General features: G+C 40.0%; 18 protein-coding genes. 12 read left to right on the forward strand and 6 right to left on the reverse strand.

The features are described 5' to 3' along the window. On the reverse strand, positions 1–183 hold a 183-nt coding region (locus A3GS_RS0101965), incomplete at its 3' end, for a helix-turn-helix domain-containing protein (RefSeq protein ID WP_018363747.1). A 183-nt stretch (positions 184–366) separates the two neighbouring features. On the opposite strand from A3GS_RS0101965, the gene codY reads away from it, so the two are divergent. The 5 genes from codY (at position 367) to gatB (ending at position 5,142) form a co-directional block, all read left to right on the forward strand. Then, positions 367–1,152, forward strand: a complete 786-nt coding sequence (gene codY, locus A3GS_RS0101970; protein WP_018363748.1) for a GTP-sensing pleiotropic transcriptional regulator CodY — start codon at positions 367–369, stop codon at positions 1,150–1,152. Positions 1,153–1,215: 63 nt separating this feature from the next. After that, the gene (locus tag A3GS_RS0101975; protein WP_018363749.1) at positions 1,216–1,767 is read left to right on the forward strand and encodes a cysteine hydrolase family protein; all 552 of its coding nucleotides are present in this window, start codon (positions 1,216–1,218) and stop codon (positions 1,765–1,767) included. A gap of 164 nt (positions 1,768–1,931) precedes the next feature. Then, positions 1,932–2,234, forward strand: a complete 303-nt coding sequence (gene gatC / locus A3GS_RS0101980) for an Asp-tRNA(Asn)/Glu-tRNA(Gln) amidotransferase subunit GatC (protein WP_026216233.1) — start codon at positions 1,932–1,934, stop codon at positions 2,232–2,234. After that, positions 2,234–3,700, forward strand: coding sequence for an Asp-tRNA(Asn)/Glu-tRNA(Gln) amidotransferase subunit GatA (gene gatA, locus A3GS_RS0101985; RefSeq protein ID WP_018363751.1), 1,467 nt, complete (start codon positions 2,234–2,236; stop codon positions 3,698–3,700). The genes gatC and gatA overlap by 1 nt, the downstream gene beginning before the upstream one ends. Further along, complete coding sequence (gene gatB, locus A3GS_RS0101990; protein ID WP_018363752.1) at positions 3,700–5,142, forward strand: Asp-tRNA(Asn)/Glu-tRNA(Gln) amidotransferase subunit GatB; 1,443 nt, start codon at positions 3,700–3,702, stop codon at positions 5,140–5,142. The genes gatA and gatB overlap by 1 nt, the downstream gene beginning before the upstream one ends. Before the next feature lie 426 nt (positions 5,143–5,568). Here gatB and A3GS_RS0101995 read toward each other — a convergent pair whose 3' ends face one another. Genes A3GS_RS0101995 through A3GS_RS0102005 form a run of 3 tightly spaced genes read right to left on the reverse strand, consistent with a single transcriptional unit; the run spans position 5,569 to position 8,120 of the window. After that, positions 5,569–6,441 carry a class C sortase gene (locus A3GS_RS0101995; RefSeq protein WP_026216234.1) on the reverse strand — a complete coding sequence of 291 codons (873 nt, stop codon included), beginning with the start codon at positions 6,439–6,441 and terminating at the stop codon, positions 5,569–5,571. Between the two features lies 1 nt (position 6,442). After that, positions 6,443–7,288: a class C sortase gene (locus tag A3GS_RS0102000; protein WP_018363754.1), complete on the reverse strand. Its 846-nt coding sequence runs from the start codon at positions 7,286–7,288 to the stop codon at positions 6,443–6,445. Next, positions 7,272–8,120 carry a class C sortase gene (locus tag A3GS_RS0102005; protein ID WP_018363755.1) on the reverse strand — a complete coding sequence of 283 codons (849 nt, stop codon included), beginning with the start codon at positions 8,118–8,120 and terminating at the stop codon, positions 7,272–7,274. The genes A3GS_RS0102000 and A3GS_RS0102005 overlap by 17 nt, the downstream gene beginning before the upstream one ends. Positions 8,121–8,496: 376 nt before the next feature. On the opposite strand from A3GS_RS0102005, the gene A3GS_RS0102010 reads away from it, so the two are divergent. The 5 genes from A3GS_RS0102010 to A3GS_RS0102030 all read left to right on the forward strand — a co-directional run bounded on the left by A3GS_RS0102010 (position 8,497) and on the right by A3GS_RS0102030 (position 16,607). Continuing rightward, positions 8,497–8,769, forward strand: coding sequence for a hypothetical protein (locus A3GS_RS0102010; RefSeq protein WP_026216236.1), 273 nt, complete (start codon positions 8,497–8,499; stop codon positions 8,767–8,769). Continuing rightward, a complete protein-coding gene (gene lepB / locus A3GS_RS0102015) occupies positions 8,766–9,392 on the forward strand; it encodes a signal peptidase I (RefSeq protein WP_018363757.1) in 627 nt (208 codons plus the stop codon). The genes A3GS_RS0102010 and lepB overlap by 4 nt, the downstream gene beginning before the upstream one ends. A 304-nt stretch (positions 9,393–9,696) precedes the next feature. Further along, the gene (locus A3GS_RS0102020; RefSeq protein WP_018363758.1) at positions 9,697–14,064 is read left to right on the forward strand and encodes a Cna B-type domain-containing protein; all 4,368 of its coding nucleotides are present in this window, start codon (positions 9,697–9,699) and stop codon (positions 14,062–14,064) included. Between the two features lie 124 nt (positions 14,065–14,188). Beyond that, positions 14,189–15,682, forward strand: a complete 1,494-nt coding sequence (locus A3GS_RS0102025) for an isopeptide-forming domain-containing fimbrial protein (protein ID WP_018363759.1) — start codon at positions 14,189–14,191, stop codon at positions 15,680–15,682. A 91-nt stretch (positions 15,683–15,773) separates the two neighbouring features. Further along, positions 15,774–16,607, forward strand: a complete 834-nt coding sequence (locus A3GS_RS0102030) for a class C sortase (RefSeq protein ID WP_018363760.1) — start codon at positions 15,774–15,776, stop codon at positions 16,605–16,607. A 103-nt stretch (positions 16,608–16,710) separates the two neighbouring features. Here A3GS_RS0102030 and treR read toward each other — a convergent pair whose 3' ends face one another. Next, a complete protein-coding gene (gene treR / locus A3GS_RS0102035; protein ID WP_018363761.1) occupies positions 16,711–17,421 on the reverse strand; it encodes a trehalose operon repressor in 711 nt (236 codons plus the stop codon). A 180-nt stretch (positions 17,422–17,601) separates the two neighbouring features. Between treR and treP the strand changes: the two genes are divergently transcribed. After that, entirely contained in the window at positions 17,602–19,617 is a 2,016-nt protein-coding gene (treP, locus tag A3GS_RS0102040; protein WP_018363762.1) for a PTS system trehalose-specific EIIBC component, read from the forward strand. Positions 19,618–19,745: 128 nt separating this feature from the next. Next, positions 19,746–21,377: an alpha,alpha-phosphotrehalase gene (treC, locus tag A3GS_RS0102045; protein ID WP_018363763.1), complete on the forward strand. Its 1,632-nt coding sequence runs from the start codon at positions 19,746–19,748 to the stop codon at positions 21,375–21,377. A 234-nt stretch (positions 21,378–21,611) separates the two neighbouring features. Here treC and A3GS_RS0102050 read toward each other — a convergent pair whose 3' ends face one another. Then, entirely contained in the window at positions 21,612–22,232 is a 621-nt protein-coding gene (locus A3GS_RS0102050) for an endonuclease III domain-containing protein (protein ID WP_018363764.1), read from the reverse strand. Positions 22,233–22,254 lie beyond the last annotated feature (22 nt).

The following is a 22,254-nucleotide window of genomic DNA, read 5'->3' on the forward strand; positions in this document are numbered from 1 at the left end:
ATCTTGAACCTGAGAAACACTTCCTCGTTTGATTTCACGACTGATGGTTGAGCGATGACGCCCAAGCAGACGAGCAATCTCAGAGGGGTTCTTGCCCATCTTGAGATAGGCGCTGATTTCTCCGCGTTCAGAGGCTGAAAGGTGTGAATATAACGATTTTTTGGTAGAATGATTAGTGGACATGTTCATCTGCTTTCTATACTGAGTTGGGGAATTCTAGTATATCAGACAAACATGTCTTTTTTGTTGCACTTCATTTTACAACGCGGGAATTGTCAAAAAAATAGATAATTTTCTGATAATTATTTGCAAAAAGCCCTTTCCTTTGTTATAATTGTATCGCAAACTATACGAAGGACGGAGAACATGCCAAATTTATTACAAAAAACAAGAAAAATCACTTCCATTTTGCAGCGTTCTGTGAATAGCTTGGAAGATGAGCTACCATACAACACAATGGCGGCGCAATTGGCAGATATCATTGATTGCAATGCTTGTATTATTAATGGTGGCGGTACTCTTTTGGGTTATGCTATGAAGTACAAAACCAACACTGACCGTGTTGAAGAATTTTTCGAAAGCAAACAATTCCCAGAGTCTTATGTCAAGGCTGCTAGTCGCGTTTATGACACTGAAGCCAACTTGCCTGTCAGCAATGATTTGACGATTTTTCCTGTTGAATCTAAAGATATTTATCCTGATGGTCTGACGACTATCGCCCCTATCTATGGTGGCGGAATGCGCTTAGGGTCGCTGATTATTTGGCGCAATGACCATGAGTTTGACGACGACGATCTGATTTTGGTTGAGATTGCTAGCACAGTAGTTGGTATTCAATTGCTAAACTTGCAAACAGAAAATCTTGAAGAAACCATTCGTAAGCAGACAGCGGTTAACATGGCCATCAATACCCTTTCTTATTCTGAGATGAAGGCTGTTTCAGCTATCTTGGGTGAGCTTGATGGCAAGGAAGGACGCCTGACAGCTTCTGTTATTGCTGATCGTATCGGTATCACTCGTTCGGTGATTGTCAATGCTCTCCGCAAGCTGGAGTCGGCAGGTATTATCGAAAGCCGTTCGCTTGGAATGAAGGGAACTTACCTCAAAGTTATCAACGAAGGTATCTTTGATAAGTTAAAAGAATACAAATAAGATTGACCATCAAAAGAGGCTGAGACGCATTGCCAGCCTCTTTTTCTCTAGAATGGAGGAGACATGACTAAGGCACTGATTTCTATTGACTATACCTATGATTTTGTGGCTGACGATGGTAAGCTGACAGCAGGCAAACCAGCCCAAGCGATCGAAGAGGCTATTGCAGCTATCACACAGAAAGCTTACGGTGACGGGGATTATATTTTCTTCGCCATTGATGGGCATGATGAAGGAGATGAATTTCATCCAGAGACTAAGCTCTTCCCACCTCACAACATTAAAGGAACTAGTGGCCGTGATTTATATGGTAAACTGGCTGATGTTTACGAAAAAATCAAAGATAATTCGCGCGTGTTTTGGATGGACAAGCGTCATTATTCAGCTTTTTCTGGAACAGATTTGGATATTCGTTTGCGGGAGCGTCGTGTGACAACAGTCGTTTTGACTGGTGTATTGACCGATATTTGTGTCCTACACACAGCCATTGATGCCTATAATCTGGGTTATGACATTGAAATCCCAGCTGCAGCGGTTGCCAGCTTGACCAAAGAAAATCACCAATTCGCGCTCGGTCATTTCCAAAATGTCCTTGGGGCAAAAGTGATTGAGTAAATGAGAGAGAAGTTTTCAGTTGAGGCTGGAAACTTTTTCAATTTAGGAAGCTAGTCATGCCTAAGCGCTGAATTTGTGGTATAATCTTAGGGACTATGTAAACTTATAGGAGAAGAAAGGAATTGAACCCAAACGGAGAGTTTGGTGTTCTTGGTATCTTAAACATGAAAATTTCTGAAGAAGAAGTTCGTCATGTCGCGAATTTGTCCAAGTTGTCTTTTTCTGAAGAAGAAACCGCAGAATTTGCGACGACTTTGTCGAAAATCGTTGACATGGTGGAGCTGTTAAACGAAGTGGATACGACGGGTGTGCCCATTACCACGACTATGGCAGATCGCAAGACAGTTATACGTGAAGATGTAGCTGAAAAGGGGACAGACCGCGACCAGCTCTTTAAAAACGTACCACAATCTGAAAATTACTATATCAAGGTACCAGCTATTTTGGAAGACGGAGGAGATGCCTAATGTCATTTAACACCAAATCAATTGATGAGTTGCACGATCTTCTGGTCAAGAAAGAAATCTCAGCAACAGAATTGACTCAAGCAACTCTTGACGATATTAAGGTGCGTGAAGGAGCAGTTGGTTCTTTCATTACTGTTTCTGAAGAAGCTGCACTGGCACAAGCCAAGGCTCTTGATGAAAAAGGGATTGATGCTGATAATGTGATGTCTGGTATTCCTTTGGCGGTCAAGGATAATATCTCAACCAAGGGTATCTTGACCACAGCAGCATCAAAAATGCTCTACAACTATGAGCCGATTTTTGATGCGACGGCGGTTGAAAAGCTTTATAGCAAGGACATGATTGTCATCGGTAAAACCAACATGGACGAATTTGCCATGGGGGGATCAACTGAAACCTCTTTTTTCAAGAAAACTAAAAATGCTTGGAATCAAGATAAGGTTCCTGGTGGGTCATCAGGCGGTTCGGCGACAGCTGTTGCTTCTGGTCAAGTTCGTTTGTCACTAGGTTCTGACACTGGGGGCTCTATCCGTCAACCCGCTTCCTTCAATGGTGTGGTTGGTTTCAAGCCAACCTATGGTCGTGTGTCGCGTTTTGGTCTCATTGCCTTCGGTAGCTCCTTGGATCAAATCGGTCCTCTTTCACAAACGGTTAAGGAAAATGCTCAGCTGCTCAATGTTATTGCAGGGTACGATGCCAAGGATTCTACATCAGCTTTTGGCAAGGATACGGACTTTACAGCCAAACTTGGTCAAGACATTAAAGGCATGAAGATTGCCCTTCCTAAGGAATATCTTGGTGAAGGGATTGACCCTGAGGTTAAGGAAACTATTCTCAAGGCGGCTAAACAGTTTGAAAAATTGGGTGCGACGGTTGAGGAAGTCAGCCTTCCTCATTCTAAGTACGGTGTGGCGGTCTACTACATTATCGCCTCATCTGAAGCTTCTTCAAACTTGCAGCGCTTTGATGGTATCCGCTATGGCTATCGCACGGAAAATTACCAAAACTTGGATGACATCTATATCAATACTCGTTCTGAAGGCTTTGGCGATGAGGTCAAACGTCGTATTATGTTGGGGACCTTCAGCTTGTCATCTGGTTATTACGATGCTTATTTCAAAAAGGCTGGTGCTGTACGTACTTTGATTATCCAAGACTTCGAGAAAGTCTTTGCGGATTACGATTTGATTTTAGGACCAACGGCACCAAGTGTGGCCTATGATTTGGATTCGCTCAATCATGACCCTGTTGCCATGTACTTAGCAGATATCTTGACCATTCCAGTAAACTTAGCTGGACTGCCTGGTATTTCCATTCCTGCTGGTTTTGCCCAAGGCTTGCCAGTTGGTTTACAGTTGATTGGTCCAAAATATTCAGAAAGTACCATTTACCAAGCGGCAGCAGCTTTTGAAGCAACGACTGACTACCACAAACAACAACCTATTATTTTTGGAGGTGACAGGTAATGAATTTTGAAACGATTATCGGACTTGAAGTTCACGTTGAACTTAACACCAATTCCAAAATTTTCTCACCAACTTCTACCCACTTTGGTAACGATCAAAATGCCAATACGAATGTGATTGACTGGTCTTTTCCAGGTGTCTTGCCTGTCATGAACAAGGGTGTTATTGATGCAGGAATCAAGGCTGCGCTGGCACTTAACATGGATATTCACCAGCACATGCACTTTGACCGCAAGAATTATTTCTACCCTGATAATCCTAAAGCTTACCAAATTTCTCAATTTGATGAACCAATCGGTTACAATGGCTGGATTGAAGTGGAGTTAGAGGATGGTTCAACTAAGAAAATTCGCATTGAACGTGCTCATTTGGAAGAAGACGCTGGTAAAAATACTCACGGCACAGACGGTTACTCTTACGTTGACCTCAATCGTCAAGGTGTGCCTTTGATTGAAATCGTATCGGAAGCTGACATGCGCTCACCTGAGGAAGCTTACGCCTACTTAACGGCTCTCAAAGAAGTCATCCAATACACGGGTATTTCTGATGTCAAGATGGAGGAAGGCTCCATGCGCGTGGATGCCAACATTTCCCTACGCCCCTATGGTCAAGAAGAATTTGGTGTTAAAACTGAGTTGAAGAACCTTAATTCCTTCAACAATGTTCGTAAAGGGCTAGAATTTGAGGTGGCTCGTCAGGCTAAAATTCTACGCAGTGGAGGTCAAATTCGTCAAGAAACCCGTCGTTACGATGAAGCTAATAAGGGAACGATCCTCATGCGTGTCAAAGAGGGAGCAGCAGATTACCGTTACTTCCCAGAGCCAGACCTACCACTTTTTGAGGTATCTGATGAATGGATTGAGGAAGTCCGTCAAACTTTGCCTGAATTTCCCAAAGACCGCCGTGCTCGCTATGTGGCTGAGCTTAACTTATCTGCCTATGATGCAAGTCAGTTAACAGCAACTAAAGCAACCTCTGATTTCTTTGAAAAAGCTGTCAGCCTCGGTGGCGATGCTAAGCAAGTTTCCAATTGGCTTCAAGGTGAAGTAGCCCAATTCCTCAACAGTGAATCTAAGACAATTGAACAAATCAGTCTTACACCAGAAAATCTAGTTGAAATGATTGGACTGATTGAGGATGGCACTATCTCATCTAAAATTGCTAAGAAAGTCTTTGTTCACTTGGCTAAGAATGGAGGCTCTGCTCGTGAATATGTTGAAAAAGCTGGATTAGTACAAATTTCAGATCCAGCTGTGCTTATTCCAATCATTCATCAAGTTTTTGCCGAAAATGAAGCAGCGGTCGCCGACTTTAAGTCAGGCAAACGCAATGCTGACAAGGCCTTTACAGGCTTCCTTATGAAAGCCACTAAGGGTCAAGCTAATCCGCAAGTTGCCCTCAAACTCTTGGCACAAGAATTGGCTAAATTGAAAGAAGACTAATAGATAAAATCAGCTTTCGGGCTGATTTTTGTTATGATAGAGAAAATGGAAATATTTGGAGTGAAAAATACTGATCTTATCATTTAATGCTTAGTTTCGGACTCTGTCTAATTTATTTTCGAAAGAATCCCAAATGTCTTTTATGGTTTAATATAATCTCTATTGGCTTAAGCTTTGACTCAACACAAGAGGGCAATCTTATCATAGAAGACGATCAGTGGAAAAATTGGCTTTAGTTAAGGGAGTCATTGACCAAGTTTGGAGATGAAAATGGGGTTGTACTCTGTTTTCTCCTGTTTCAACTAGCTGTGAAGATCAAAAAATTATCAATGGATGAAGAGCTGAGAAGTAAACTCAGCTCTTTTTACCATTTTCAATTTTTGAAGACATAAAAAACAATCGAACCACACGATTGTTTTCATTTGATTATCGAGCATCTTCTTTAGTGCTTTTACTGTGTAATACTTGCCAAAGTTTTCTTCCAAAGAATAGAAGACCAAGAAGACAGATGAGGACAATGAGATAAGGAAGTAATCTTTGGAGCTTGAAGCTAAAGGGAACTTTTTTATTTTTGATAAATTCTCCCAGCCCAGCTGTTGTAGGGTGATTACTTGAATTAGATGTAACACGTTTAGCGTTGACCAGCAAGCGTTGATTATAGCTTGGCGCGTTTACACAAGTCATCAGTGTAATCATGTCCTTATCAGAAATAGGAGCCAGTTTTTCTGTTTCATATTCTCCGATGATTTGACTGTCTGTGACTTCGTATTCCAGGTTTTGATCAAGAATGCTGATATAAATGCGGTCGCCCTTTTTTAAAGATGGTAGGAAATAGAAGGACATGCCATTATAATTAATACGGTGCCCAGCGATGATTGGACGTTGCCCCTTGATACCAAGAGGGGCAGATGTACCAACCAAGGTCGCCACTCCTTTTAGAAGTTTCTCATAATCTGCATCAAGGTAGAGATCAAAATTTTGTCCCAAAACAGGGATAGACATGCGTCCAACCATCTTATTGGTATCAAAGATACTGGAGTAAGGACTAATCTGTTTAGCTGCTTCGGTCTTATCCTGACGAAAGATGTCTTGAACACCGTTAGAAGAAACTTCAGCATCTTCTAGCGCTTGTCGCCTCTTTTCTAATTGACTGGCCTGTCTGCTCTGGTAAATTTGGTAGGCTTTCCCGTTTTTATACTGTGTCCAATCGTCTTTAAGCATGAAACTAAAAGGAGTTGCTAGGATTATAATGCCGGTTAGCAGAATCAGGAGACCAATAACTTGTTTCTTTTTCATCATTCTAAACCTCACTAACCTTTTTCTTACAGACTAAATAGAATACTAGGTAACTGATAATCATGATTAGTAGAATGAGGACAAGAATAATAAACCAACGGTATTGTTGGAAGAAGTGAATCTGTGTTTTTTTCTTAGCTTGCGATTTTGGTAAAGGGATTCGTTCCCCACGAACCAAGAGTCGGTGGGAATTGATCATATAAGGGGTGCAGGTCAAGAGTGTGGCATAATCATGCCCAGGGCTGACCAGGATAGGATTGAAATTATTGGGTTCTACTGTAAGAATCTGATTGACCTTGTAAGCCAAGGTTTCCTTAATATTAGTGATATAAAAGACATCGCCTACTTTTAATTTATCCAGGTCTGTGAACAGTCTGGCTGAAGGCAAACCGCGGTGAGCTGTAATGACAGTGTGAGTACTTTTTCCACCAACAGGAAGACTAGTTCCTTCCAAGTGACCAGCTCCGTCTTGTAAGACGGTTTCACTGGTTCCTGCACGAATGGGGATTTTTTGGTTAATCTTTGGAATGGTGATGTAACCAATCTTTTCCGCCACTTGCAACATGCGCGCATACTCAGCGATGCCTTCTTTTTCCTTAGAGGTAAATGGGTCACCAATTTTGGCAGGTGTTAGGGTGCTGTTGTAAGCTTTAGCCAGTTCAATTCGAGCTTTTATATCTTGTGGCGTTAGCTTGGCGGCATCTTTGTCGAATTGATTGGTTTCTTGTTTGGTGACATACTGATAGTAGATTTGGCTAACAAAAGGGTAAGCTATTGCTAGTAGACCGATGGCGATGAGGAGACGGTAGGTAATTCTCATCAATTTTTTAGATTTATGATTTGCTGACATGGGCTTGTTCTTTCTTTGCTTTGCGATTTTTCCATCTATTCCAAATCGAAATGAGAACAATGATAAGGATAATGGCGAAGACAGCGAGATAAAGCGGTGGAACGGAAATGTGAGTAATTGAGTTGTTTACCTGAGCATCCTTAGCCTTATAAGGAATACGGTGACCACGAACCAAGAGACGGTGGGAATTAATCATGTAGGGGGTACAAGTTAGCAAAGTCACATAATCTTTTTCAGGAACAATGGTCAGCGAGTCGAAATCGGTCGGTTCAATCACGGTAATGGAATCAACCTTATAAGCAATGGTTTCTTTGATGTTTTGGATGAAGAATTTATCTCCCATTTTAACCTTGGTAAGGTCGGTGAAGAGACGTGCACTGGGCAGACCGGTATGCGCTGTTAAAACAGCGTGTGTTGATTTACCACCGATTGGCAGACTGGTGCCTTCCAAATGCCCTACACCTTTTTGCAGGACTTCTTCACTAGAGCCTGCATAGATAGGAAGATTGACATCAATCTTAGGGATGGATATGGTTCCTACCTTTTCATGGACCGTCAACATGCGAGCATATTCAGCTCTCCCTCTCTCCAATTTTTCCTCCGTGTAAGGGTCAGAAATGGAGATGTTCTTAAGTGAGTCGTTATAGTCTTTAGCAAGATTAAAGCGATTTTTAACTTCTTCTGATGTCAATTGCTTGGCAGCCTTACCAAAGTCATTGACATCTTGCTTGGTTTGGTAGTTGTAGTAGACTTGACTGATAACAGGATAGCTAATGACAATAATACCTGCTAGGATGATCAGAGTCGTCAAGTGGTTGATAATCTTTTTCATAGATATTATGCAAGTCCTTTAAACTTTCTTACTTTACTATTTTATAGGATTGGTACGTAAAATACAATAAATAGAATGCTTGTTGGATAAATAAGTTTCTGATAATTTTTAACCTTAGTAAACAATAATAATGAAAAAGTTTATTTTTTTAAAAAAATATTGCATAAAAGATTAATTTGATATAAAATGATAAAAAAGGGTTAAATTACTTTGTAAATTGTATTAGATTTGGGTTTGTTTTCCAAAAGAAAACGTTGTCAAAAGAGTTGTGAGCATTTTATTTTATATTTTCGTAATAAAAGTGTAAAATAAAACAACTATATAGAGAAAAAATAATAAGCAGATATGTAAAGTATGAATGGAATGTGAGGGAGCTGTGAACGAAAAACAATTACGAAAATTACGTCGAACAGATTTGCTAGATTTGCTAGTCTCTCAGGCACAGGAAATTGAGCGCCTTGAAGCAGAGGTCAACTCGCTACGCTCAGCATTAGATGACAAGGAAATAAAGATTGCTAAGGCAGGATCTATCGCTGAGGCCGCTCTGGAGTTGAATGGTATCTTTGAAGCTGCACAAAAGGCAGCTGATCAATATCTAACCAATATTCAGGACTTAAAAAATAAAGAAGACAGGAATTTTTCATCATGAGAACAGAATCTCAGAAGAGTGAAAAAATAAATAATACTAAGCTAACCTTAGCTGACCTCCCTAAAGCTGAAGTCATGTCTAGAGAGTTGGCGAAAATGAAATATCGGCAGCGCTACCGTCGTACTTTAAAGAGTACCGTCTTTACGCTAATCACTGTTGCAGCTGCAGCGGTGCTGATTGCCACTTTATGGTTGCCAGTTCTACAAATTTATGGGAACTCTATGACCCCAACCTTAAAATCTGGGGATATGGTTATATCCGTCAATGCTAAAAAGCTAAAGCGCGGTGACGTCATTGCCTTTTACTATAATAACAAGGTTCTGGTCAAGCGCGTGATTGCTACCTCTGGTCAATGGGTTAATATAGATAAAAAAGGGAACGTCAGTGTAGATGGTAAGAAGATTAAAGAACCTTATCTCTCCAAAGGTGAGAAGGCTTATGGTGAAACCAACATCAAGCTTCCCTACCAAGTTCCTGATGACAAAATTTTTGTCATGGGTGACCACCGCAGTGTTTCCATTGACTCGCGTAATACGGCAGTCGGCACAGTTGGTGATGAGCAGTTGGTTGGTAGATTGACCTTCCGTATCTGGCCATTGACGCGCTGGAGTGTGGTTAAATAGCCCTCCACTTAGTAAGCGACAGTCTGGCAAAAGAGAATACAGGGAACTACAGCTTTAAATACTTTTTTGCCAATGCAGCTGTTAAATATTAAACTTGTAAAGGCTTGTCTGCAAAGTGGACTTGATAAGTTAGTTGGTTAAAGACCATCTGCTAAAGTAGATAAGCTCTAATAGGTTCACTAAGTCATAATAACTTATTCTGTTACCTAAGGACTTATCGTCATTAGTAAAAAGAAAATCTTTGTAAGGTAATGATAATGGTTTTTAATTTTTGTGATTTGAATCTAAGTCAGAAAGGAGAGTTATGAAACGTTTATTAGAAAAGTTAGCTGCTCTGGTTAAGCAGCAAATCAAGGATAATGTTTGGGCAAGGATTGGTTTAGTCTTATCAATCGTAGTTGTCTTTTGTACAACTTATGTTTTGGTACTACCTGCTCTGACCTTGACCTCAAGCTCTAGTAGCTCAGTCATTCAAGAGTCCAGTCCTTCCTCTATTATAACCGAAAGTTCGACAAGTACGACAGAGTCAAGCGCTAGTCCTTCGGCCTCTGTCAGCCAAGACCCCAGTAGTAAAGAAGTTTCAACTCCAGATAGTTCGACTGAGGATGTGACACAGGCTGGTAGTCAGACTGCAGACGCGGATAATGTGACGGTTAAGGTTGACTACGAGGCAGGAACCTTCTCAGAAAAGGTGACCCTTAAGGTTACTCCTATCACGGACAATCAGTCACTCGCAAATAAGATTCAAGATGTCCTAAATGATAGCAAACAAAGCTTACTTTCATCTTATTCTTACGACATTTCTTTTGTCAATGAAGCTGGCGCAGAAGTAGAACCTAGTAAAGAAGTCAAAGTTTCCATGAATTTCAAGAATGCTGTTGAAAGTTCAAACTTACAAGAAGGTTGGAAACTTTATCACTTCAAAGACAATGATGTCAATCAAGTTGAGGATTTAACCTCTGATAAGACTACGGAAATCAAGCAAGACGGTGCAGAGAATGTTACACAAGTCGATTTCCAAACGGCTAGTTTCTCTCCATATACGATTGCTGGAGTAGCTTATGAAGATTTCAAACCCTATATTGTTTCAGGTAGCTTCCAAGGAACTACTACAGAAACACTCCACAGTGATGGTAGCAGAACACTACAAACAGAGTTTAAATTAGATTATGATATTCCAAAGACTGAACTTAATAAGACCAAGTCATATGCCATTGAATTACCTCAAGATACCACTTGGACAAATGTCAACGAAAACCAAGAGTATACCGGTAAAGATGGGGCACGAGATGCCTATAAGTATCGTTTTGTTCAAGAAAATGGGAAGAAATATATTGTCATTAGTTTCCTAGACTCCTACCTTGCCAATGCTGGTGATAAGGTCTATGGTGATTTAAAATATACTGCCACAATCGGTGAAACCTACCGAAAAGAAACAGGTAATTATGAAATTCCATTTACAGACAAGGTGACAATCACGGTTCCTTCGGATAAGATAGAAAAGAAAGAAGAGCCACAACAAGCACAGTATGATGTTTCTAGTAATAAGTGGGGGAATGTCACTTATGATGGTGATAATGCTTACTTAAATTATACTGTTGAAGTTTACTCAAATAAGGGGAGCAAAGATGTTGTCAATCTGACAGACACATTAAAGGTTGATGGGTTCAAGATTGAAAGTTTTGAAAAATCATCTGTCATTCGAACTGATAGTAACGGAATAACAGCTGATCTAACAAATAGTACTAATCTTAATTATTCGAACGGAAAATTCACGACTCAACTTCCTAAACTGAGCGCTAATCAGAAATATAGGATAACTTATCGCTATAAAATTTCAGGTTTCCCAGCAGGTAAATCAACTAATATTGGGAATGGGTTAGATCTCACAACGCCAGATATTCCTAATCAACACAAGGATAACCAACTAGAAGTTTATCGCAATAAAATTAGTAAGTCTGGTTCTTATGATAAAGACACCAACAAGATTAAATGGACCATTACTGTCAATGAAAACAAGAATGATATTGCTGGTGCAGAACTGAAAGACACCATGATTGCTCAGGCAAGTGATGTTAAAATCACGCCAAGCAAAGGAGCGATTAGAACGTCCACAGGCTATCGATTCACGGCGACGGATGGAACTAGAAATACCAATGTCTATACCATTACCTACACGACCGATGCTGGTGAAAAGCCCAACGAATGGGGAGAAGCGGCGAAAACTGTTACCAATACAGCAACGATTACTGATAACGGGGAAAATTCCTCTACTTCGGATACAGTAACAGGTGGTAAAGGTGACACAGGTGGACTGGACAAGAGCTTTGAAAAGATGGAAGCTACTGCGGATTCAAATATCAAGACTCTAACATGGAAGTCAACTATTAAGATGCCTGGAAGTGGAAAAATCCCTGCTGGTGCAGAATTTGAAGATATTTTACGCGGACAAGATAATACCAATAATGGAGAACATTATTTTACCAAAGATCAACTAGATGCTGTCTATGCTAAATTGGTCTCTGCCTTTGGTTCAGGAAATTTTGAGTTTTCCATTTGGGAATCAGGGAATTCTACATGGCAGTACACCCCTTATAGCCAGATTAGTGCAGATAAAACATATAGCAAATATAAGTTTAGACTGTTAAAAGACTATCAAGGATCAAACATTACTCTGGACTACCAGTCAACGATTAACAAGTCCACTGTCATATACTTTACTAATACCATATCAAGTAATGGTTTTACCAAAACAGCTGATTACAAATATGAGGAGACAGGGAAAGTCTTCAAGATGGATGGTGATAAGTATGCATGGGATGGTCAAAATTATGAGTACAGTTTGAACGATACCGAACATGAGATTGAGAGGGGCGGTAATCTTTATTGGATTGTCAAGGTAAAGTTGAATGACGATACGAAGACAGTTACCATTACAGATACGCCACCTGCTGGTTTATCATTGATTGGCTTTAGATATGGTGAAAAAACCTCTAGTTTGAATAGTGGAGATTTCGCAGTCTCCGGTGGAAAAATATATTGGGATAATCCACATTGGGCAGGAGGATATGGAAGTGATATTAGTGTTTCAGGTACTATCGATAGCACTGGGGTGGTTAACGTCACTTTCACAGCTAAAAATGGTAAAACTCTAAAAGAAATCTTGAATAACACAGGTATGCTTTATGCAGGATTCTTCTTTGAAACAGATTTAGCCCCATTAGATAGCCCAATCACCAAGACCTATACAAATAAAGCTTCTGCAACTTTAGATGGTAGTCCTGCTGGTGAAGATGATCATACGCAGAAGATTACTGTCAAACCCGCTCAAAAAATCTCTAAAGGTGGCTCTTGGAGTAATGATAACCGTGAAGTTAACTATAAGCTAGATATTAATCCATATGCTGAGGATTTGGCTGCAGGAAAGGCTAGCTATACAGTTACTGATACGCTAGAATATCAAGAAGACTTGCTAACCAATCTGAGTTATGATTTGAAGCAGGAGTCAGTTAAATTATACGATTCCAATAATCAAGAGGTTGATAAGAGTCAATGGTCTTGGACAGTGGAGAAAACGAAAGATAGTAGTGGTCTTTATAAGAGTGTTCTCAAACTTACTGTTCCTAACAAGCAAAAATTGAGACTAGAGTACAGCTATACTGTTTCAAGAGAAGTTGCCGCAGATGATAAAACGGACCTTTCTGTAAAAAACACTGCTGAAGTTAGTGGCTTCAAGACTGGTGAAACAGAAAACACAGTAAGCTATACCTGGCAAAAAATGTCAACAAGCGGTACCGCACAGACAACAAAGTATTTCAAATTAACCAAGGTTGATTTGGATAACTTTGCCATTGTGTTGCCAAATGCTGTCTTTGAAGTGAGAGAGAATGGTACGGATAAAGTTGTCGCAACTTATAAAACAGCAGCAGATGGAACGCTTCATATCACGAAAGATGGAAAAGAAGCAACAAATACTATTGAACCACTTGAAGATAATAAGTTGTACTATGTGACAGAGGTTCAAGCACCATCGGGATATAAATTACCAACTAATCCTGAACGTTACTATTTCTACTTCTCTGAAACAGGAGCAGCTCCATTAAATCTTGGTAATTTGACGGACTTATCTTCAGCTGTCAATTTAGCGAAACAAAGTAAGTCAGAATATGTGACTAATAAACAATTACCACCTACTACATCAATTACGGTTGATAAGAAATGGCAGAATGCAGATGGTTCGGCTGCTGAACGAACATCAGGCACAGTTACGGTTCATCTGAAACGTGTATCAGATATTGATTCAACGCCAGTTGATATTGAGACAAGAACTATTGCTTACAACGGTGGTAAATGGTCAACGACCTTTGATAATCTACCAACATCGGGTGATGATGAGGAGCATTATTCCTACTTTGTTGAAGAAGACAAAGTTGCAGGTTATGAGGCTACTTACTCAAATAGTGCTGCTAGCTCAGTGAATGCTAGTGATGTAACGGCTACAAGTGGCACAATTACCATTACCAACAAGGCTCAAAAAGAATATAACTTGCCTAAGACAGGTGGTAGTGGTATTGAACGCTTGATGGCAGCGGGTATAGCTCTTGCGGTTACAGCAGCCTATGTATTAGGCTACCAAGCCTTCAGAAAATATCAGTCAGGAGGTCAGCTATGATGACTTCCCAGACTGCTGGTAAAGGTGGTGAGGCTTATAGATAAAGCAGAATACCTTTTATCAACCGTACTCAAAGAAGTGCACACTAATTATCGTTAACAAAATTTATTTAAGGAGACTTAATATGAAAAGATTAAAATTAATCTTGGCGACAATCGTCGCAGTCTTTGCTGCCTTCACAGGTGGTAAAGCCTTGGCTGATGGTTATACTTTAACTATCAACGAACCGGTATCAGGTCATACCTATGAAGCTTATCAAATCTTTACTGGTAGTCTTGGTTCTGATGGACAACTCGGTAATATTCAATGGGGTGCTAATGTTTCTGATGCAGGTAAAACTGCACTTGGAGATGCAAGTACAGTAGCTGAGACATTGTCAAAAGCAACTGACAATTCAACAGAAGCTAAAAACTTTGCTACTAAAATCAATGGTTACCTGACAGGTGCACCAGCAGGTACAGGTTCAGCTTCCATCACTGGTCTTGCAGCTGGTTACTACCTCATCAAAGATAAAAATGATGCTACATCAGCTTATGTTCTTAAAGTTATCAAAGATACTAACATGACTCCTAAGGTTGGTACTCCAACTGTTGTCAAAAAAGTCAAAGATACTAACGACACAACTGGTGTTACTTCAGACTGGCAAGATTCAGCTGACCATGATATCAATGATAAAGTACCATTCCAATTGACTGCTACATTGCCAGATAACTACGATTCTTATAACTCATACTACTTGAACTTCTCAGATGAACTTTCAGCTGGTTTGACTTATAACAAAGATGCTAAAGTTTATGTGGTAAATGGTACTGAACGTACAGAAGTAACTAACTACTTCTACGCAGCAGAAAATGGTTCTTCATTTGCTATTAAAGATTTGAAACAAATCGCTGTTGACGGTGCTGCTACTGTTGATAAAAATTCTAAAATTGTTGTAGAATACACTGCAACTCTTAATGAAAATGCTGTTATCGGTTCAGCTGGTAACCCTAATAAAGTTGAATTGATCTACTCTAACAACCCTAATAACTCAGGTGACGGTAACCAAACACCTGGAACTCCTCCAACAACACCACCAACCACTCCTCCAACACCACCAACTGAAACTGGTAAAACTCCAAAAGATACTGTAATCGTATTTACATACAAAACAGTTGTAAACAAAGTTGACCAAAATAATAAAGCCTTGGCAGGTGCAGGTTTCACACTTTACAAGAAAGTTAATGGTGAATGGAAACAAGTTAAAGTAATCTCTGCTAGTGAAGCAACTTCATTTGAATTTACTGGTCTTGATGATGGTGATTACAAACTTTCAGAAACAACTACACCAAGTGGTTATAACACTATCGCTGATATTACTTTCACTGTAGAAGCAGAACATGATACAGAATCTGATGCTCCACAACTGACTAAGCTTAATGGTGTTGCTGCAAATGGTGAAATCACATTCACTTCGGATAAAAATGCTGGTTCATTGACGACTGAAGTTCAAAATAAGAAAGGTTCTATCCTTCCTTCAACTGGTAGCGTTGGTACTACAATGCTTTACATTGCTGGTGCTATCTTAGTTCTTGGTGCTGGTATCCTTCTTATTACTAAAAAACGTATGGAAGCTTAATCAAGCTTAACAGAAAAATTTCTGTTGTTATAAGGTGAGGGGTAGCCTTGGCTACCTCTTTCTTTTGACAACAGTAAGGAGAGCTCTATTAATGATAGATAAACTAAAACAAAATTGGACCACTTTTTTATTAGTCTTTATATTGCTAATTGGGCTGTCCCTACTGCTGTACCCAACGGTGAGTGATTATTGGAATTCTTTCCACCAGTCAAAAGCTGTCGCAGGTTATGTCGAGAAAGTTGAGGACATGTCCCAAGAAGAGACAGACAAGATGTTGGATGCTGCGCGTGCTTATAATCAGTCCTTGCCGCAAGGAGTTATCCCTGATTTAAATTTGTCAGCTGAGCAGAAGTCTGCCTATAATAAAGTCTTGAATGTCACAGATGCTGGTATTATGGCCTATGTAGAAATCCCCAAGCTCAACACTACAATGCCTATCTATCACGGGACGGACGATGCTATCTTGCAGGTGGCTATTGGGCATATCCCTGGAACGTCTTTGCCAGTTGGTGGTCAGGGCACGCATGCCGTAATCTCTGGACACCGTGGCTTGCCATCGGCCAAGCTTTTTACGGATATTGACCAGCTGGTGGAGGGAGATACCTTCCTCATTCAGGTTATGGATGAGACGCTGACTTATGAGGTCGACCAGATTTTGACCGTAACGCCTGATGACGTGTCGGCGCTAGCGATTGACCCAAATCAAGATTATGTGACCTTGGTTACTTGTACACCTTACGGAGTCAATTCTCATAGGCTCTTGGTACGTGGTCATCGTATTGCTAATAAAGCTAAGACAGCTCGTGTGACATCAGATGCCAGTCAGGTTAAACCAATTTTGGTTTCACCATTTATCGCTGTGCTACTCTTTATACTCTTACTCATCTTCTGGTCTGTTTTCTATCGCTATAGAAGCGAAGACTAATAAATTAAGGCAGGTGCTTTTGAGTTTAACTTGATTATTGATAATGCTTATCAACCAGAATCGAAAGATAAAAATTCTCCCCAACTATAACAGGTTGGGGGTGTTATTTTTTACGGCGGGCAAAGTCTACGAACTTGAATTTTTCCAGCTTGTGGCGGCTTTCCGTGAATTGAAATTGCTGATTGTTTGCCAAATAAACTTTAGATTTGACTGAGACTAGATGGTGCTCGTTACCAAGGTCTAGGAGTAATTTGTCTCGGTCATTAATCTGGTCAATGGTGATTTCCTTTTTGGCATAGGCGATGTCTAAGTGAAGTTGTTTTTCCAGATAATCATAAATGGAATGCTCAGATATTTCTCGAGACATCTGCGGAACAAGTGCCTTATCCAGATAATCTATATCTAGCACGGAAGCCACATTATCAACGACTCTCTGGCGAATGACACGCCAAATGATTTTATTAGCCTCAAAGCCTGTTAAGTTTGCCATTTTTTCATCAACGATTAATTTGTCAATGGCAATAACGTTGGTCTTTGATTGGAGCCCTTGCTGCTGAACCAGCTCTTGGTAGCTTGTTAATTCTGAAACAGGAAAATTAATTTGGTCATGCTTGATTATCTGAGAGCCAGAGCCGTGAATTTTTCGGATGTAGCCAGCTTCGGTTAGGAGTTGGAGAGCTTTTCGAATGGTATCGCGGCTAACCTGATAGCTATCTGTCAATTCTTTTTCGGTGGGGAGATAATCTCCGACCTTGTACTGATTGTTGATTATTTGCTTTTCTAAAGCTTTAAAAATGACTTCATACTTTTTCATTTTAGGAACTCCTTTAAATTTGTTTTTTATTTTGCATACAACTAACTTTATTTTAACAAAAAATCAGCTAAATTCCACCAAACAAGTTGCATACAAATAAAAAATCGCTTACAATAGACTTGTAAATGAAGCTAGCTGATTTTTAATGAATAAAGGAGACGGTTTTTACCGAAAAGTATTATGGGAAAATTTGAAAATGATGCTAAGGAACTGTTGCAAGCAGTTGGTGGCAAAGAAAACATTTCAGCGGTCACTCACTGTGCAACACGCATGCGTTTTGTTTTAAATGATGACAAGAAAGCTGATGTTAAACGAATTGAGAGCCTTTCACCAGTAAAGGGAACATTTACCAATGCCGGTCAGTTCCAAGTTATCATTGGTAACGATGTGCCTATTTTTTACAATGATTTTACAGCTGTATCTGGAATTGAAGGTGTTTCTAAAGAAGCAGCCAAGTCTGCAGCTAAACAAAATCAAAATCCTATTCAACGTGTATTGACCATGTTGGCTGAAATCTTCACGCCAATCATCCCAGCTATCATTGTTGGTGGATTGATTCTCGGTTTCCGTAACATCCTTGAGGGAGTTCCTTTTCAAGCCCTAGGTCAAGCCATGGAGAATGGAAAACCTGTTTTTGATGCCAATGGTGACCCTGTTTACAATACGATTGTTCAGGTTTCTCAATTCTGGAGCGGGGTTAACTCATTCTTGTGGTTACCAGGCCAAGCTATTTTCCATTTCTTACCAGTTGGTATCGTTTGGTCGGTTACTCGTAAGATGGGGACCTCACAAATTCTAGGTATTGTTTTAGGGATTTGTTTGGTATCACCACAACTCTTAAATGCCTATGATGTTGCAAATACTTCATCAGCAGAAATTGCTAAAAACTGGGTCTGGGATTTTGGTTACTTCACTGTTAATAAAATTGGTTACCAAGCTCAAGTTATTCCAGCATTGCTAGCAGGTCTCAGCTTATCGTATCTTGAAATCTTTTGGCGTAAGCATATTCCAGAAGTGGTCTCAATGATTTTTGTACCATTCTTGTCATTGCTTCCAGCTATCATTCTTGCTCATACAGTGCTCGGTCCTATCGGTTGGACAATCGGTAAATGGATTTCAGCTATTGTTCTTGCTGGCTTGACGGGTTCTCTAAAATGGCTCTTTGGTGCAGTTTTCGGTGCTCTTTACGCTCCATTTGTTATTACTGGTCTTCATCATATGACCAATGCTATTGACACACAATTGATAGCTGATACAAGTACTCATACCACTGGTTTGTGGCCGATGATTGCTCTTTCAAATATTGCTCAAGGTTCAGCAGTATTCGGTTATTACTGGATGCACCGTCACGATGAAAAAGAAGCTCAAATTTCACTTCCCGCAACTATCTCAGCTTATCTCGGTGTTACAGAACCAGCCCTCTTTGGGGTCAATGTCAAATACGTTTATCCATTCGTAGCCGGAATGATTGGTTCTGGTATTGCAGGCCTTCTCTCTACAACATTCAATGTTCAAGCTAATGCTATCGGTATTGGTGGTTTGCCTGGTTTTCTATCTATCAACGTGAAATACATGGGTGCTTTCTTCCTTTGTATGGCAGTAGCTATCGTCATTCCATTTGTTTTGACAGTCTTCTTTAAAAAAGCTGGTATTCTTGCTAAGGCGGAAGAAGATGCTGTACTTGATGTTCCACTTCAAGAGCCAGTTGTTGAAGAAAGTGGCTTGGCAGCAGGAGCGGTTGTTACCTTAACTAGCCCGCTTAGTGGTGAAGTTAAAGATCTATCAACTGCAAAAGACCCTGTTTTTGCTCAAGGTGTCATGGGACAAGGAGTTCTCATTGAACCAAGTGAAGGGGAACTGGTTGCTCCAGTTAACGGAACGGTTTCAGTACTCTTCCCAACAAAACACGCAGTTGGTTTAGTCTCGGAAGATGGTGTCGAAATCTTGATGCACATCGGTATGGACACTGTTAGTCTTGATGGTAAAGGTTTTGAAGCCCATGTATCTCAAGGGGATAAGGTTAAAGCTGGTGATAAATTGATTAGCTTTGATATGTCAGCTATTAAGGCAGCAGGTTTTCCAGTTGAAACACCTGTCATCATTACTAATCAAGATAATTTCTTACCAATTGCAGAGAAAGATTTACCAAAAGCTATCAAACGTGGTGAGGACTTGTTCCAAGCACGTAAATTATAGTAAAGTCATCAAGTCCAGTTCACCGTTGCTGGACTTGATACATTTAGGACAGTAAGCAGAAAGTGTGTCAATAAATGGCTCTGCTGACGAGCTTGATGAGTTCATAATACAGAAAAAAGGAGACAAAAATGGCAATCGATAAACGTAAAGTTATTTACCAAATCTATCCAAAATCATATAAAGACACAACAGGTAATGGTGTTGGTGACCTTCGAGGTATCATTGAGAAATTGCCTTATCTTGAAGAATTGGGTATTGATATGATTTGGCTCAATCCATTTTATCCAAGTCCGCAACGTGATAATGGTTATGATGTGTCTGACTACACTGCTGTTAATCCAGATTTCGGAACGATGTCTGATTTTGAGGAAATGATAGCAGTTGGTCGTAAGCACAATATTGATTTTATGCTGGATATGGTGTTAAACCATTGCTCAACAGAACATGAGTGGTTTCAAAAGGCTCTTGCTGGGGACAAATATTATCAAGACTTCTTCATTCTGCGTGACGAACCGACAGATTGGGTTTCGAAATTTGGTGGTAATGCTTGGGCACCATTTGGTGATACGGGAAAATACTATCTTCATCTTTTTGATGTTACTCAAGCAGACCTCAATTGGCGCAATCCTCATGTCCGTGAAGAACTATTTAAAGTTATCAATTTCTGGAAAGATAAGGGGGTTAAGGGCTTCCGCTTTGATGTGATTAACTTAATTGGTAAGGATGAAGTCTTGAAAGATTGCTCGATTAATGATGGTAAACCTGCCTATACAGATCGTCCGATTACTCACGAATATCTTAAGATGATGAATAAGGCGACATTTGGAAAAGAAGAAGGCTTTATGACGGTTGGGGAGATGTCTGCCACAACGATTGAAAACTGTATTCTCTACACTGCTCCTGAGCGTGAGGAGTTGTCTATGGCTTTTAACTTCCATCACTTGAAAGTTGACTACAAAGATGGACAAAAGTGGACGCTCCAATCTTTCGATTTTGAAGAGTTGAAAAAACTCTTCCATACTTGGGGAGAAGGTATGAGTGAGGGCAACGGCTGGTCAGCCCTCTTCTGGAACAATCATGATCAACCACGTGCCCTTAATCGTTTTGTGGATATAAAAAACTTCCGCAATGAAGGGGCAACCATGCTAGCTGCCAGCATTCATTTGTCACGTGGTACGCCTTATATTTATATGGGGGAAGAGATTGGGATGGTTGATCCAGATTATGATTCCATGGCAGACTACGTGGATGTTGAGTCCATCAATGCTTATCAAGAAATGATAGCTGCTGGAAAGTCAGAAACCGAAGCCTTTAGTATTATCAAGGCTAAGTCACGTGATAATGCACGGACCCCTATGCAATGGGATGCTAGCCAAAATGCGGGTTTTACGACTGGAAGACCTTGGCTAAAAGCTGGCAAATCTTATCCAGACATCAATGTAGCTAAGGAGAAAAGTGGTCCAATCTTCACCTTCTATCAAGAGTTGATTAGACTTCGAAAGGAGATGCCCTTGATTGCTCAAGGTGACTACAAGGCCGCTTACAAAGATAATGATAAAGTCTACGCCTTTGAGCGTCAACTTGGTGACGAGAAGCTCCTTGTCCTAAACAACTTCTTTGCTGAAGAAGTAACCCTTGACCTAGCTGATTATGCTTCAGGTCAAGTTCTGATTAGCAACTATAAAGACACTGTTTTAGTAGATCAGATCACCCTCAAACCTTATCAAACCCTTGCTATTTTAAAAAATAAAGAGAACTAAATACATTAAAATACCCAAAAAAGGCTTGAAACCTATGGTTACTATCAAGTAGGTTTTAAGCCTTTTTGTATTAATGATTGTGCAAGCTAGTTGGATAATGATTGGAGGCTAGCTATAAGTGGGCTTTCATGCTTTTGGATCTGCTATGCTATAATCTGTTACATCGTATGAAAATCAGCCTAAAAGACTATAACTTATTATGACTAATATAAAAGTGTGGAGATATTTTTAGCTTCATTGAGAATGAAAAAGGGGATCATTAGTAATGATTCTTTTAGGAGTTAGGTAGGTTTTACCGTAGGTGACAATCAAGGCGTGGAACTCTTGAAATAGCTGGACATCTTGCGGCAACTGAGCCACCACATAGTCTTGAATGAGATTGTAAGTGGTCATCTGGGGATATCCGCATCTGGATAAGAGACGTTTAAGGTAACTATCAACAATAAAAACGGGCCGCTCAAAGCAGTAAAGCAGGATACAATCGCAGGTTTCGGGACCAATACCGCTGATTGATAGTAATTCTCGTCGTAATTCTTCTGTCGTTTTCATTTTCAATTGCTTTTTATCATAGTTATAAGTTTGGAACCATAGCAGGAGATTGCGGATAGTTTGAGATTTACGTGTAAAAAATCCAGCTGGACGAATTTTTTCTATTAGTTCGTCTGATGATAAGTTTAAGATAGCGGCTCCATTAAAGGATTCAAAATTTTTCAGGGCTTTTTCTACGTTAACCCAGCTGGTGTTCTGAACCAATATAGCTCCAATCATCATTTCAAGATCAGAATCTGCAGGCCACCAATGTTGCGGGCCGTAAGTCTGATAAAGTTTTTCGTAGATAATATCAAGCTTAATCATATTTCTTCATAGCTTTTCATCA

Origin of the sequence: Streptococcus caballi DSM 19004 (genome assembly GCF_000379985.1) — a bacterium.
GTDB classification, from domain to species: domain Bacteria; phylum Bacillota; class Bacilli; order Lactobacillales; family Streptococcaceae; genus Streptococcus; species Streptococcus caballi.